The organism is Arthrobacter sp. KBS0702 (assembly GCF_005937985.2).
Taxonomy (GTDB): Bacteria; Actinomycetota; Actinomycetes; order Actinomycetales; family Micrococcaceae; genus Arthrobacter.
Genome location: NZ_CP042172.1, coordinates 2,861,792 through 2,875,100, shown reverse-complemented (window position 1 = coordinate 2,875,100; position 13,309 = coordinate 2,861,792). Strand labels below are relative to the sequence as shown.

The window sequence follows — 13,309 nt, the reverse complement described above, 5'->3', positions numbered from 1 at the left end:
AAACAAACTTGCGTGCCTCCAACTTTCGGAGTGCCACTCCGGCGGAAGGTGCTGTGCTTGTCGTCGACGATCTCAAAGTGCACATCCCAACGCGACGCAACATGGGCCCGCTCAGGGCAGTGGACGGCGTTAGCTTTGAGGTGGCTCGGGGTAAGACTCTCGGAATCGTGGGAGAGTCGGGCTGCGGCAAATCGACCACGGCGCGTGCGATCATGCGGCTCCAGGAGCCTACGGCTGGTTCGATCCAACTGCTCGATACCGACATCACGCACTTAAAGGGTGAGGCGCTGAGAGCCATGCGCCGACACTGTCAGATGGTTTTCCAAGACCCGTACTCGGCTCTCAATCCGCGGCTCACAGTGGGTCAGATAGTCTCCGAGCCGCTACAAGCGCAGGGGGTCAGCGCTCGAGAGATTAGAGGGCGTGTGGACGAGCTCCTTGAACTCGTTGGCCTTCATCCGCGGCACCGCAACTCTTTCGCTCACCAGTTCTCCGGAGGCCAACGACAACGGATTGGCACAGCAAGGGCGCTCTCAACTCGCCCAGAGGTGCTAATTCTGGACGAACCCGTTTCGGCCCTCGACGTGTCCGTCCAGGCCCAGGTCGTCAATCTCTTTCAGGACCTCCAGTCCCAGTTCGACATCGCGATGGTTTTCATTTCCCACGACCTGTCTGTCGTGAGGCACACCTCGGACGAAGTCGCGGTCATGTACCTCGGGCAGATTGTCGAACGGGGCAGCGCCGAATCGGTCCTTACTGCCCCAATGCACCCGTACACGGAGGCCTTACTTTCCGCAGTGCCCCGGCGGGATGGGGGGGAACGCAAACGTATCGTCCTAAGTGGCGAAGTGCCGTCGCCTATTAATCCGCCTCCAGGATGCCGCTTCAGGTCCCGCTGCTGGAAGGCAACTTCTGAATGCGGGGAGACACCGAAACTGGCTGTGCCAGTCGGTGGGGACCACCAGGTGGCGTGCTTCCACCCTTCTCTTTAACGGCACCCGCGGGGGGTAGTTACCGGAATCCGGGGCCGGGGAGGTTCGTAGATGATCCAGGCTCTGCCCGCACCATGGTGCGGGGCGGCGAGTCGCAGAGACAAGGATCAATGGCCGGAGGTTCCAGCCTTGAACAAACGTACTGAAAGGCTCGCAGGATCTTTCGCCAGAGCGTTGCCGCCAGCAATGACGGTAGCCGGGCGGCCAAAGGCCGGTCCCGGTGGTCCATGATCCAGTCCGCTTCCCACAGGGTTCGGCTTGGTTCCGGCCGCTGGCCGTGGCGGACGTTGCGTGCTTGGTCGCGGCGCTGTCCAAGGTCCGTCCGGGCCCGGGTCAAGACGGACGCGGGGATGCCGGGCATCCGGCCCGACTGGGGCAGATCACTCCGATCCGGTGCCCGGGGCGCAGGAACCGGTCGAACGCGCCATCAGGATTTCCGCCAGCTGTTCGAGTCCGCGACTTTCCCCCACGAGCGGCTAGCGCCCCTCTGGGGGACGGGCCGCCGGCATTCAACCACAGGCATTCCAGATCCCGCGACTGCCGCCCTGACGTGCTGGTCGTCCTGGACCGGCGAGTTCGTCTCCGAGGTCAAGAACGTGGTTCATCGGGCGTTCCCTCCGGCACCGGCAAGGGGAGGCGTCGGACGCTCACCCGTGCTGCGGTGACTGGAACGCCTGCCATCAGACTTACGATCCCAGGCCTTTGGTGATAAGCGGCACGACGAACGTGATGTGCATGGGCTGTGTCTGTGGACGGCGCCGTCCACTGATCTTGACCAGTCGCCGTCGCCGGCTCAAGACGCTGCAACGCTATGGTGCCGGCGACGGCGGCGACCCCAGTTTTCTTTTCGCCGTCCCCTAATCGGGGACTGTCGAACGGCGGACCAAGGTCGTCAGCCGCCCGACGGGCCCCAGGTCCGCGACCATGACATCTCCATCGTTGAGAAATGTCCCAGTGGTCGCCCCGACTCCAGCCGGGGTACCGGTCAAAATCAAGTCACCCGGCTGTAAGGTGCACAAACGCGAGGCGAAAGCGATGATCTGCGCGCACGTGTGGATCATGTCCGCAGTCGTTCCCTTCTGTTTTGGCTCTCCGTTCACGCTCAGACCGACAGGAATGTCCTGTGGATCTGGCACTTCGTCGGCTGTGACGATCCACGGTCCGATAGGTGCCGAGCCGTCCGACCATTTGCCTTCCAGCCAATCAAAAAAGCCAGCCCACGGGTTCATGTCTCTTTCGTAGCCCACGCTGAGGGACCTGAGCGAGATGTCGTTACTCGCCGCATAGCCGAACACGTAATCCAGGGCCTCAGCTTCGCTGATCCCCTTCGCGGTCTTTCCTATGACAATGCAAAGCTCGGCCTCCCAATCTGCCTCGGTGGAGATCTCCGGAATCTCGTAGGTCGCGCCATCTCCGATGATTGTCGTCGCTGGCTTCAGGAAGATCTTCGGCGAAACGCGGGCAGGATCGACCCGTTCCCCGCCCCCTTCTACGATGTGCTCCTGGTAATTTGTTGCCACGCACAGGACCTTCGGCGGTGCGAGGACCGGGGCGAGCAGGTTCAACTCCGCGAGCTCGTAGGTCGCGCGTGCAGCCGCATTAACATCTTCACCGCTCGCGACAACAGACGACAGATCTCCGTCACCGGTGTCCTCCACGAGGCTGTCGTTGACGAGGCGGCCGTGGCCAATGGTGCCGTCGGGACGGCGGAACGTGATGAGTTTCATGACCTCTCCTGAGGGTTACTTGGTAGGCTGACGAGGTGAGCCGGTTAGCGCAGCGGAAGCTGCCCTTGGGCGACAAGCTGGCTGACCACGTCGGCTGCGGCTTCCACCGTTGCGTCGATGTCGGCCTCGGTGAAAGCGCCCGAGATGTGCATGCGTTTCATCGGGATAGGCAGCATGAGGAAACCGCGCTCGACCATTCCGCGGTGGAAAGCCCGGCTCGCTGCAGCGTCGTTTGCGAGCAGATCCCTGTACCCCGTCGCCCGGGCCGGGAGGAAGTACGTCGTGAACGTTCCGCCGAACCCCTGGACACTTGCCGCGACTCCCGCGTCGTCGAAAACCCCCTGGAGCCCGGTCCGGGCGCGGCTGCCCAGCGCATGAGTCCTCGTGTAGAACTCCGGATGCGAGCGAAGGTAATCGATGGTGGCGATGCCGGCAGCACACGCCACGGGGTTGCCGTTAAATGTTCCCATTATGGCCACCTTCCCGCCGGCCGCGGGATCCACTGCGGACATTACCGCGGCACTTCCGCCGACGCCTGCGACGGCGTACCCGTTTCCAAGTGACTTCCCGAACGTGGTCAGGTCGGCAGCAACCCCAGACAGCTCTTGGTACCCGCCCAAGGCATGGCGGAACCCGGTGATCACTTCATCCAGGATCAGCATTGTGCCGTGCTCGAGCGTAAGTTTCCGAAGCTGTTCAAGGTAGCCGGGCTCAGGAAGAAGGGCGCCGACGTTGTGGGGAATCGGTTCGACGATCACCGCAGCGATCTGCTCTGGGTGCCGGACGAACAGCTCCCGCATGCTCTCGATGTCGTTCCATTCGGCAACCAAAGTCGCTTCAAGGGCCTCGGGCAGGATGCCAGCCGAGAGAGGGTCCATTTGGTAAACGCGATCCGGCGCCGATATCACGTTGCGGGCCACGGAGTCAGACCACCCATGGAAGCCGCCCTGGATTTTGATAATTAGGCGACGGTCCGTACTGGCCCGCGCGATTCGTAGAGCGTAAGCGACTGCCTCGCTCCCCGTGGTGACAGTCGTCACTTGCTCCACGCTAGGCAGAGCGGCGACCAGTGACTCGGCAAGTTGGGTTTCTAGGCGGCTGGTGCCCCAGCCGGTGAGGTCGGGTTCGTTGTGGATAGCGTCGATGACTGCACGGTCTACCTGCGGTGCTTTGTGGCCAAGAAGTATGGCGCCGAAGGCGGCGTGGTAGTCCAAGTATCGCTTCCCGTCACTGTCAGTGACGTATGCGCCGTCAACCGAAGAGATCATCAGAGGCGCCCCGTTTGAGCGGGTTGAGGAATTGACTCCGCTAGCTACAGCGGGGGGAACGGCGCTGCGGACTTGCGCGGTGTTGACTTCGGTGGTCATGGCTGGTTCCTCTCGGGAAGGTAGGCGATAGCGTCGACTTCGACCCTCACCTCGGGATGGCCAAAGCGGACGACAACTGTCGTTCGCGCAGGCCGGTGGCTCCCCAGGCGGGCGGCATACAGGGCGTTGAACTGCTCGAAAAGCTCCGGTTCGGACAGCCAGGCGCCCACCTTTACAACATCGTTGAGAGTCCCACCCGCGGCGGCGAGAATGGCCTCGACGTTGTCGATGGTCATTTCTACTTCACGGGCGAAATCTCCCCTGTAAACATTCCCTCGTGCGTCGGTTGCGACCTGGCCCGAGACAAACACGAAGTTCCCGGCCTGGATACCGGGACTCAGGGGTACCGGCGGCAATGCGACGGAATCCGGAAATATCGCGTACATGATCAACTCCAGAAGGCACTAAGTAGTGGCGGAAAACGGCTGGGAAAAATTCGAAACGGCGTTTCAGGTCAAACCATACCTTTCCGGACGGGCGAGTGGAAGGATAATGTGAAACGATGTTCCGTGTATTGCCCGTGTTCGCATTGGAGGTACCAAATTGCTGTTAGACGTCCACACGCACGCTATGAATTCGTGTCACTGGGGCCATGAGTGGGACGACCATTGGAAACCTGTATACGGCTATGACTGGACCGATGTGACCCCGGCCGCCTACGACGCTGCAATGTCGGAGGGTGGTGTCGACGTTTCCTTCGTCTTCGGAGTAACCGCCCGGTATGCAGGTATGTCCACCCCCAATGAGTTCATCGCCGACTTCGTGGCACGATGCCAAAGCAACGTCGTAGGGTTCATGGCGCTCGACCCGACGGATCCAGGCGCTCTTGAGCAGATGCAGGACGGTGTCCAGCGGGGCCTTCGCGGGATCAAGTGTTATCCGGTACTCGGGCTATATGACGCGCGCGACGAGCGGTTCGATCCCTTTTATAGTGCTGCCGCCGACGCTGGGCTTGTGCTCCTTTGGCATATGGGCGCAACCCCTTCGCCGATCGGGAAGCTTGAGCTCTCGAACCCTCTAGTCGTCGATGAAGTGGCGCGCCGCCATCCTGACCTGGTACAAATCATCGCTCACCTCGGACATCCCTGGCAGCGGGAAACAATGGCGGTGCTGAGAAAGAATCGCCGCGTGTTCTCAGACGTCTCCGCAGTGTGGGCACGACCTGCGGATGGGTATCGTGCCCTGGTGCGCGCCCAAGAGTGGGGTGTCGTCGACAAGCTTCTGTTTGGCTCGGACTTCCCGCTGTGGACACCGGCACAGGCCCAAGATGGTTTGAAAGCCGTCGCAGCAGCTCGGGTCCAGGGCATGCCCGCCATTTCCAACGAACTTCTCGACCATGTGCTGCACGGTGACCACCTTGAGATGCTTGGTCTGACGCGGTGAGCGCCGACCTCAGCATGCTACCCACACCGTCCGCTGTCGTAGACGTCCGAAAGCTCGAGGCAAACATTTCCGATCTCGCGGATTCCCTCAGCGCGGCCGGAGTGGGGCTGCGTCCGCACATCAAAACTTCCAAATGCCTCGACGTTGCGCGCCTCCAGCGCGATGCAGGCGCTGCCGGCTTCACGTGCTCGACGCCGGCAGAGGTCACGGCGCTCTCGGAAGCGGGATTCAGAAACCTCCTGTGGGCGCACCTGCCTGTGGGCGCTCACAAAGTCGACTTTGCAGTGCACGCAGCCGACGCTTGGGGGGTGCAGACGATCGTAGACTCGCTGGCAGTAGCCCGGCCTTTATCGGACGAGGCGCGACGGCGAGGCACCGAAGTAAGCGTCTTGCTTGACATCGACACAGGGCATCATCGCACTGGGATCCCTCCGTTCGAAGCCGTCGAACTAGGGACGGCCGTCGCTGCCTTGCCAGGTCTCCACATGGGCGGCATCCTTACGCACGAGGGCCATCTATCAACATACGGGTCTGACCGTGATGGACTCGTTGCCGCCGGGCACGCGGCTGCCGAGGCCATGTCTCAGACAGCACGTTCCCTGCGGAAAGCAGGGGTGCCGTGCGATATCGTTTCGGTCGGTTCCACGCCGGGCATTACTTCTGCCCCTTTGGGTAGCGGCATTACTGAGGCGCGCCCTGGAACCTACGTGTTCTTCGACGCAAATCAGCTCCGGCTCGGGAGCGGGCGCCTCGAACAGTGCGCACTCACCGTTCTCGCACGCGTCGTCTCTACTCAGCGCCCGGGAACGGCCATCATTGACGCCGGGCTGAAAGCCCTGAGCGCTGACGCTCTCACCGCGCAAAACGGCGCAGGAATCGTCTGTGACATCACCGGCACGCCCATGCCCGACGTCGCCTTCCCGACAGCGAACGAGGAACACGGCTTTCTCACCGGCACCGGAACCGCGCGTTTGCGTGTCGGGGACCTTGTTCGCATCATCCCCAACCACGCGTGCGGGACGGTCAACATGTGGAGCACACTTCACGCGGTCGACGACCAAATCACCACATGGCCCGTCGTCGCGCGTCACTAATGGCCCGTCATATCCAGCGTAGGGAATGACCCGAACGACAATTAGGACCAATCTGTGTACGACATAATCCTTCGCGGCGGATCTGTAATCGACGGCACCGGAACCTCGGCCCGCAATGCAGATGTCGCCATCGCCGATGGGCGAATCGTCAGCGTCGCGCCGTTCATTCAAGAGGCCGCAACAACCGAACTTGACGTCCGAGGCAGAATCGTCTGCCCAGGGTTTGTCGACATCCACACTCACAGCGACCTAACTCTTCTGTCGGCCCCCTCGGCTACAAGTGCGCTCACGCAGGGGACGACAACCCAGGTAGTCGGTAACTGTGGGCTCGGCCTCGTACCGCGCACGGCGTCTACCGATGCTCAAGCGGTCAGGGCGTCGGCTGCATATTTGGATCTCGACCCCGATGTGCCGACCGACTGGACCACCGTCGCCGGCTATCTGAAGGCGGTGCGCGCCGCTCGACCGGCAGTAAACGTCCTCACGCTCGTACCCCACGGACCGGTCCGAGCAGCCGCCGTCGGCTTCGAAAACCGTCCGGCAAGCCCCCGGGAGCTCCGACATATGGCAGATCTCGTGGAGCAGGCTTTTCAAGACGGAGCAGCCGGTCTGTCAACCGGCCTGGTCTACCCTCCGCAATGCTTCGCTGAGGACGAGGAACTCATCAACCTTGCGAATGTCGCCGCCGGGCATGACCGCATCTTCGCTTGGCATGTACGGGACTACGCCGACGAGCTGATTCCATCCATCGAACAGTGCCTGCGTGTCGCTCGCGCAACGGGCGTGCGGACGCAAATATCTCACCTGTCAGCGGTGGGTCAGAGAAACTGGAGCGCCGTCGGTCAGGTCCTGGGGCTCGTCGACGACGGCCGGCGGGCGGGTCTGGACATCGGGATCGACATTTATCCGTACGTCGCAGGAAGCTGCCCTTTGGCCCAGACAGTACCATCAGGTGTCCAAGCAGGCGGAGACGAGAGACTTCGGCAGCAAATGCGGGACCCGGCTGTGGTTCGAAATGTTCTTGAGGAGTGGTCGCGCCGCCCCTGGGGGTGGGAGGAAACCATCATCAGTTGGATCCCTGGGGGAGAGGATTCGGCCGATGCCGACTTGGTCGGTTGCAGCGTGGTCGAAGCCGCCCTCGGCAGGCGTTGCACGCCCGACGAGCTAGCCGTCGACTTGCTCATTCGGTATGGCTCCGCGGTGCTCATTGTGGTTTTCGGCCGCTCCGAAGAGGTATTGGAGACGGTCTTGGCCCACCCAGCGACCGTGGTTGCCTCCGATGGATTCGCCTTGGGACTCGTCGGCCCTACAGCGCAGGGGGTCCCCCATCCGCGAAGTTACGGGTGCTTCCCCCGGTACCTCTCACGGTACGGTGCAGGCGACCTGCCGGACGCTATTCGTCGGTGCACAAGCGCTCCCGCACTTCGCGTTGGGCTCAAAGACCGCGGGCGAGTCGAACCTGGATTCATTGCCGATCTTGTTGTACTCGACTTCGATAATCTGCAGGACACGGCGAGCTTTGGCCAGCCGCATCAGCCCAGCAAGGGCATCGACCACGTCATTGTGGCTGGGTGCCTTGCTCTCGAAGCGGGGCGACCGACGGGGAGGCGAGACGGCGTGGTCGTCTCGGTCGCTTAACATCCGATCGAGGCCCGGCGCGGTAAATTAGCCGCCGCTTATCAGCAGGCACCCGACTAGGAAGCCAGAATGTTCTCTTTGTGCAAGTCATATGGTCGGTTCTACCAGGGCATCTCCCGGCTCAATCTCCAATGGTGCTGGAACTTTGGTGATCATAATGGTCATGCCCTATTGACGTCTCTGGCCTGTGAAATGTGTGGTGGCCATGCGTGGCCGGAAGATACAAGTTCGCGCGCAGTGCGCGTGGCCTTTGCTGCGTTCAGCCCGACCACCCCGGTTACACGCCTTCCATCACCATAGGCGACAGCAAATGAACTCCCGGCTAGCGTTCCGGCGATAATAAACTCTTCCCTCCCGCCGCCGGTGGTGCCGTAGCCTTGCAAGCGGAGCCCGTATTGGTCCGACCACCAAAATGGGATCATCTCGTATGAGACATCGCCACCGAGAAGGTCCCAGGCGACGGCGCGGGCCTGCTCGGCCGCTGTGGTGCGGTGTTCTACCCGTCGCAACTGGCCACCAAGGTCGGGCCATGCGCAGACTTCCCCGGCTGCGTGTATCCCGGGGACGACGCGTCCTCGCCGATCGACCAGTACTCCATCGCGCCCAATGGGCAACCGAGAGGCTGCCAACCACCCCACGGAAGCGCGGGCGCCTACTGCAATCACGACGGTATCTGCTTTGGTGTGGCCCTCGCGTCTGTGGACGCGTAACTGCCTTTGAGAGCGGCCGGGAGAAGCGCTCACCGCTATCACCTTTTCCCCGAGCTCGAACCGAACCCCTTGTTCTTCGTGAGCGGCCCTGAGGCGCGCGCTCACCGCCTGCCCCAGCACGTGTTGCATGGGCTCGGAGGTCCCGAGCACAGTCACGTCGGAGACGCCGAGCGTCTTGGCGGTTGCAGCTACCTCCAGCCCGAGGACCCCGGATCCGATGATGGCTAGCTGGCGGCATTTGCCCAGTGTCTGGGAGAGTGACAAAGAGTCATGCAACGTTCTTAGGACCTGTACCCGAGGCCCGAGCGGGGCCCACGGCGGGACGACCGCGTGACTCCCGGTGGCGATGACTATCTCGTCGGCGCAGATCTCCCTGCCATCCCCCATCGTTACGGAACGGCGTCCGATGTCGAGAGAAACAGCAGGTGCCCCCAAGATTAAGTCGACGCCTAGACCTTCTAAGGTTTGCCGAGTCGCAATCGTGGACCTCGCTGGGGCCCAAGCGCGCGAAAGCACCTGCTTGGAGAGCGCTGGACGATCATAAGGATCTTCCTCTTCTTCCCCAACTAGGGTAATAATTCCCGGGAACCCCTGCCGCCTTAACTCATCGACGACGGTGAAGCCTGCAATTCCGGCTCCTACGACGAGAACGTGACCCGGAACTCTCACTCTTCTATGAGCTGGATTGCCCGAGCGGGGCAGACAAGCTCCGCCTGGCTGGCGCTGCCGATGTCGGCCGCCTCGGGCTGACGCAGAAGGATGACGGTGCCGTCCTGCTCGTCCTGATCAAAGAGTTGAGGAGCGGCGAGTACGCACTGGCCGCCGCCGACGCACTTGTCGAGGGCAAGTTCAATTCTTGGTGTTGTCACGGTTTTCCTATCAGTTTGGTTACCAGGCCACCGGCAACGCGGCGACCCCGACGAGATTGGTGTTCTTGAAAGGAATGTCAGAAGCTGCCTCTGCCAGCTTGAGTGATGGCAGCCGACGAATTAGGGATCCCAGTGCGATTGAGAGTTCCAGCCTGGCAACGGGCTGGCCCAAGCACTGGTGCGGGCCAAACCCGAAAGCAACGTGGTGCCTGCTGTCCCGGTGGATATCGAATCGATTCGGCATGTCAAACGCCCGAGGATCTTTGTTGGCTAGCGCCGGGCCGACGATGAGCCCCTCGCCGGCTTTGATCTGCTGGCCTTGAATCAGAAGATCCTGCTTCGCGGTGCGCACGAGGATAAAGAGCATGCTGATGTAGCGAAGCAACTCTTCGATGGCGCCAGTGAGGAGACTCTGGTCGGACCTAATTTCTCCGAGCTGGTCGTCATGGGTGAGGAGCACGAAAGCGCTCGTCGCGATCATCGTGGCGGTGGTCTCGTGGCCGGCAGTGAGAAGAAGTCGCAACGCTGCCACGAGGTCGGTCTGGCTGATCAGCCCCGGATCCAGCAAATCGACAATCGTCGAACTGATGATATCTGGGCCCGGTTCGGCACGCTTAATCTCAATCAAATTCGCCATGTAGGCCAGTAGCTCTTGAGTGGCCCTGGCAGCTTCCTGAGGGTCGCCCTCCATCCGGCTTCGGACGTCAGCCCGGGCTTCAAACCATTCGTGATCTTCGTAGGGCACCCCCACGAGAGCGCACATAGTCCGGGAAGCGACGGGCAGGGCAAAATCTGTGACCAAGTCCGCCCGCCTGTCAGCTCGCGACATGAGTGAATCTATTGCTTCGTCCACCACGCCCTGGATGTAACCGCGCATGCTCTCGACTCTGCGCAGAGTGAAATAGCGCGTGAAGAGGCGGCGAAGATGGGTGTGGTCCGGAGGGTCAAGGACAGTGAATGACGTTTCGGCCCTTTCCGCGGCAGAACGATTCGCGGAGCCAGCAAATTTCCAGAGCCCCGACGAGCTAAACCGCTCGTCTGACAGGACCATTCTTATGTCGTCATAGCGGCTGATCAGCCACGCTGCTTGCCCATCGTGCAGCTCCACCGGTGCGACCGGGCAGCTTTCCCGCAGGGCCGTCTGGACCGCTGGTGGATCGAATGGACATTCCCTCTGCGAGGGGAATCGAAGTGGTGCCGGGCCGGGTGCCATGCTCATCAATCCTCCGTGGTGATCGTCAACACCCTCATGGTAGGGGGAGTCTCGTTGGTCGTCAACGGATATGAAACGGTGTTCCACGACGAATTTCTCACCCGCTTGCATTCTTTACCCGGAAGGGCTTTAGCCGTGGCAGCCATCGCTGTAGCATCCCTGGGGAGGCGTTTCGTATCCGTTGAGCTTCCGCCAGCCTCGCGGGTTCGACGGCCGCGCGGGAGGTCATGAGGTCGGGAGATCGAGCCTCCCCACCGCTACAGGTAGAACCCCCGGAATCCCCGAGATTCCGGGGGTTTTTCATTCTGCGGGTGCGCGAGCGAAGCGCGTGGGTCAGAATGGGTCCATGACGCGAATCGCAATCATCGGCGGCCACGGAAAAGTGGCTTTGGAACTCTCGGGCCTGCTCTCGAAGGACGGAGCCGAGGTTACCTCCATCATCCGCAACCCCGACCACCGCGACGACGTCGCGGCCACCGGCGCCACCCCGCTGGTCCTGGACGTTGAGAAGTCGACGACGGCGGAGCTCGCAGCGGCGCTGGCGGGCCACGACGCCGTCGTCTGGTCCGCCGGAGCTGGCGGCGGCAGCCCCGAACGCACCTACGCCGTCGACCGGGACGCGGCCATCCGGTCGATGGACGCCGCAGCCCAGGCCGGCGTGCGGCGCTACGTTATGGTCTCGTATCTCGGCGCCGGGCCGGACCACGGCGTCCCCGAGGACAACGGTTTCTACGCCTACGCCGAGGCCAAGGCCGCCGCGGACGCGCACCTGCGCGGCAGCGGCCTGGAATGGACCATCCTGGGTCCCGGCGCCCTGACCGACGGCCCGGGCAACGGCCTGCTCGACGTCAACCCCCCGGACACCTCAAACGGCACCGACACCTCGCGCTCCAACGTGGCCCTCGTCGCCGCCGCGGTCCTGGGCCTGCCGCAGACCGCCGGCCGGACCATCGAGTTCCGGGACGGGACCCTGCCGCTCGCCGCTGCCCTGGAATCGGTGAAGTAGCCCCGCCGGTCCGGGCCGGGCCGCGGGCTTTACGCGGGCGCGGCCAGCTCCAGTTCCAGCGCGTTGGCTTCGACAAAGTCCAGGGCATGCCGGATGGCGCCCACGGTCACAATTCCGTCGCCAAGCGGGGAGACCGTCACGCGCGGGGGAGTGGCGGTAAACCGGGGCAGTGCTGCGGTGATGCCTGGCAGCAGCGCTCCGGCCGAGTCCGCGACGGCGCCGCCGATAACCACCTGCTCGGGATTGATCAGGCTGGCGATCGCGGCAATGACCCGGGCCATCCGCTCCGAAAGCCGGTCCAGGATCGCCACTGCGGCGGGTTCCCCGGCGGCGGCATCCTCGAAGACCCGCAGCGCGCTTGCCTCACCGCCGTCCGCGGGTCCGCCGGCCGCCGCCTGCCATTGCCGGGCCAGGCTCGCGATGCCGTCGCTTGAGCCGACGCCCCGCACCATGTCCAGGAAGCCCATTTCGCCGGCGCCCCCGGCGCGGCCGTGCAGCAGCCGACCGGACTCCAGCACGCCCGCGCCGAGACGCTCACCGGCCAACAGCACCACGAGGTCTTCCACCCCCGCGCCGGAGCCGCGCCAGCGTTCGCCAAGGGCGGCCAGGTTGGCGTCGTTCTCCAGCAGCACCGGCCAGCCGTGCAGCTCCTGCAGCGCCGAGCGGAGCCCGACGTCGAACAGGCTCCAGAAGTGTTGGGCGGCGAGGACCTTGCCTTCGCGGTCCACCGGGGCCGCGATGCCGGCGCCTACGGCCAGGACTGTTGCGGGCGCCTCGCCGGCGGCCTCCAGCGCCTCCCGGCAGGCCCGGTCGACCACGCTGATCCGCTCGCTTGCGGGGATGTCGGCAGCGCGGAAGTGCCCGCTGGCGCGGCCGAGAATCGTGCCCCGCAGGTCCGCGACCGCCGCGGTGGTGGTGGCGGCGCCGATGTCGATGCCGAGCACGACGCCGGCCCGGGAGCGAAGTTCGAAGCGCCGCGCGGGCCGGCCTTTCTGCCCGCTCCCGGCATCCTGGCGCTCTGCCGGCAGGCCGTCTTTCCGGGGCGCGTCCAGTTCGCGGATCCAGCCGCGACGGATCAGGTCCTCGCAGACGGCAATCACCGTGGCACGGGTGAGGCCGGTTTCAGCCATCAGCTCCGTGCCGGTGGCCACGTCAGTGCCGCGGATGGCAGCCAGCACCAGCCGCGCATTGACCCGGCGGAGCAGCTGGGGCGTCGCGGCGGCCTGCGGCTTCTTCGGAATCTTGACCTCCCCGTGAGTGCGGACCCATAATTGTTCCGGCAATAGATTTAGCTTCTATCTAAATTATCA

Annotated in this window: 12 protein-coding genes and 1 pseudogene; 6 read left to right on the top strand and 7 right to left on the bottom strand. The window is 63.3% G+C overall.

All coding sequences use genetic code 11. The features are described 5' to 3' along the window. Positions 1–53: 53 nt before the first annotated feature. Positions 54–992, top strand: a complete 939-nt coding sequence (locus tag FFF93_RS13245; RefSeq protein ID WP_261375133.1) for an ABC transporter ATP-binding protein — start codon at positions 54–56, stop codon at positions 990–992. 857 nt (positions 993–1,849) lie between these two features. On the opposite strand, the gene FFF93_RS13240 is transcribed toward FFF93_RS13245, so the two are convergent. The 3 genes from FFF93_RS13240 to FFF93_RS13230 are packed head-to-tail and all read right to left on the bottom strand — an operon-like array spanning position 1,850 to position 4,472. After that, positions 1,850–2,719: a fumarylacetoacetate hydrolase family protein gene (locus FFF93_RS13240; protein WP_138768511.1), complete on the bottom strand. Its 870-nt coding sequence runs from the start codon at positions 2,717–2,719 to the stop codon at positions 1,850–1,852. Between the two features lie 44 nt (positions 2,720–2,763). Further along, positions 2,764–4,086 carry an aspartate aminotransferase family protein gene (locus tag FFF93_RS13235; RefSeq protein ID WP_138768512.1) on the bottom strand — a complete coding sequence of 441 codons (1,323 nt, stop codon included), beginning with the start codon at positions 4,084–4,086 and terminating at the stop codon, positions 2,764–2,766. Beyond that, complete coding sequence (locus FFF93_RS13230; RefSeq protein ID WP_138768513.1) at positions 4,083–4,472, bottom strand: RidA family protein; 390 nt, start codon at positions 4,470–4,472, stop codon at positions 4,083–4,085. The genes FFF93_RS13235 and FFF93_RS13230 overlap by 4 nt, the downstream gene beginning before the upstream one ends. Positions 4,473–4,656: 184 nt before the next feature. On the opposite strand from FFF93_RS13230, the gene FFF93_RS13225 reads away from it, so the two are divergent. The 4 genes and pseudogenes from FFF93_RS13225 to FFF93_RS13215 all read left to right on the top strand — a co-directional run bounded on the left by FFF93_RS13225 (position 4,657) and on the right by FFF93_RS13215 (position 8,201). After that, positions 4,657–5,469, top strand: a complete 813-nt coding sequence (locus FFF93_RS13225; protein WP_261375446.1) for an amidohydrolase family protein — start codon at positions 4,657–4,659, stop codon at positions 5,467–5,469. Between the two features lie 14 nt (positions 5,470–5,483). Further along, positions 5,484–6,128, top strand: a pseudogene (locus tag FFF93_RS17260) (alanine racemase); the annotation flags it as partial. Between the two features lie 48 nt (positions 6,129–6,176). Continuing rightward, positions 6,177–6,563: a hypothetical protein gene (locus tag FFF93_RS17160; RefSeq protein ID WP_261375131.1), complete on the top strand. Its 387-nt coding sequence runs from the start codon at positions 6,177–6,179 to the stop codon at positions 6,561–6,563. A gap of 54 nt (positions 6,564–6,617) precedes the next feature. Beyond that, complete coding sequence (locus tag FFF93_RS13215) at positions 6,618–8,201, top strand: amidohydrolase family protein (RefSeq protein WP_138768516.1); 1,584 nt, start codon at positions 6,618–6,620, stop codon at positions 8,199–8,201. Between the two features lie 161 nt (positions 8,202–8,362). On the opposite strand, the gene FFF93_RS17255 is transcribed toward FFF93_RS13215, so the two are convergent. Genes FFF93_RS17255 through FFF93_RS13200 form a run of 3 tightly spaced genes read right to left on the bottom strand, consistent with a single transcriptional unit; the run spans position 8,363 to position 10,999 of the window. Then, on the bottom strand, positions 8,363–9,580 hold the full coding sequence (locus FFF93_RS17255; RefSeq protein ID WP_186372164.1) for an FAD-dependent oxidoreductase: 1,218 nt from the start codon (positions 9,578–9,580) through the stop codon (positions 8,363–8,365). After that, positions 9,577–9,780: a ferredoxin gene (locus tag FFF93_RS13205; RefSeq protein ID WP_186372163.1), complete on the bottom strand. Its 204-nt coding sequence runs from the start codon at positions 9,778–9,780 to the stop codon at positions 9,577–9,579. The genes FFF93_RS17255 and FFF93_RS13205 overlap by 4 nt, the downstream gene beginning before the upstream one ends. Before the next feature lie 19 nt (positions 9,781–9,799). Then, positions 9,800–10,999, bottom strand: a complete 1,200-nt coding sequence (locus FFF93_RS13200) for a cytochrome P450 (RefSeq protein WP_186372162.1) — start codon at positions 10,997–10,999, stop codon at positions 9,800–9,802. 340 nt (positions 11,000–11,339) lie between these two features. On the opposite strand from FFF93_RS13200, the gene FFF93_RS13195 reads away from it, so the two are divergent. After that, positions 11,340–11,999 carry an SDR family oxidoreductase gene (locus tag FFF93_RS13195; RefSeq protein WP_138768519.1) on the top strand — a complete coding sequence of 220 codons (660 nt, stop codon included), beginning with the start codon at positions 11,340–11,342 and terminating at the stop codon, positions 11,997–11,999. A 29-nt stretch (positions 12,000–12,028) separates the two neighbouring features. Here FFF93_RS13195 and FFF93_RS13190 read toward each other — a convergent pair whose 3' ends face one another. Then, positions 12,029–13,240, bottom strand: coding sequence for an ROK family protein (locus FFF93_RS13190; protein WP_138770378.1), 1,212 nt, complete (start codon positions 13,238–13,240; stop codon positions 12,029–12,031). Positions 13,241–13,309: the final 69 nt, after the last annotated feature.